The following is a 748-nucleotide window of genomic DNA, read 5'->3' as shown; positions in this document are numbered from 1 at the left end:
AATTTCACACTTTTAAAACAATATTTATAGAGCCGGCAGTTAATTCCACTTCGGTATAAACTTTATAATCTTCGTGCAATTTTATTTTTCTGAATTTTTTTAAAGCTTCAGATCCTGGTTTGGGATTCTCATATTCCACATGCTTTACCTCCAGTCCGGCTGCTTTAAAAATTGACAGGTATTCTGGCAGTCGCAGACGGTTGTGGTAATCAAATTTAGATTGCTTTTTTTGCCACTGGGTTTTACCAAATTTTAAAAAGTCCTGCAAACTCAAATTATTATCCACGTAAGCACGATGATCACTGGGAGAAATAAGATGGACAATGGTAGCTCCCGGTTTCAATTCTTCTTTGAATTTTATGTGCATCTTGAGGATATCTTCGGGCTTTACATGTTCCAGGACAAAGCGGGAAAAAACTATTTCTGTCTCCGGTAAATCCACTTTTGTCAAATCAGTTTCAGGATGATAATTGATATTTTTGGGTAGTTTGTAAGTGTTAGAAAGCTCAGGAGCAACATGAATTGCATACTCCTCTATAAAAACTTCATTCAACCTCTCTGTATTTTTCTTGCTAAAATGCCGGTTGAGATCGAAAGTAGCCACCGATTTCGCTTTACCCTGGTAAAGCATAAAGTATGGCATCACCGGTGCCCAACCTGAGCCAATCTCTAAAACCCTTTTTCCCTCTAGGATAACTCCTCCTTGATGCAATAACTTTATTAGAACTTTATAACTGCCTTCGTTACT

The 748-nt window shown here is 37.4% G+C and carries 1 protein-coding gene; it reads right to left on the bottom strand.

The window, feature by feature from the left end; all coding sequences use genetic code 11:
* Window positions 1–4: 4 nt before the first annotated feature.
* On the bottom strand, window positions 5–748 hold a 744-nt coding region (locus HC175_RS15730), incomplete at its 5' end, for a class I SAM-dependent methyltransferase (RefSeq protein ID WP_209310019.1).

The sequence above is a fragment of the Salinimicrobium oceani genome, from assembly GCF_012037645.1.
Note: the sequence above shows the minus strand (reverse complement) of the source record. Positions and strands in the feature narration are given on the sequence as shown.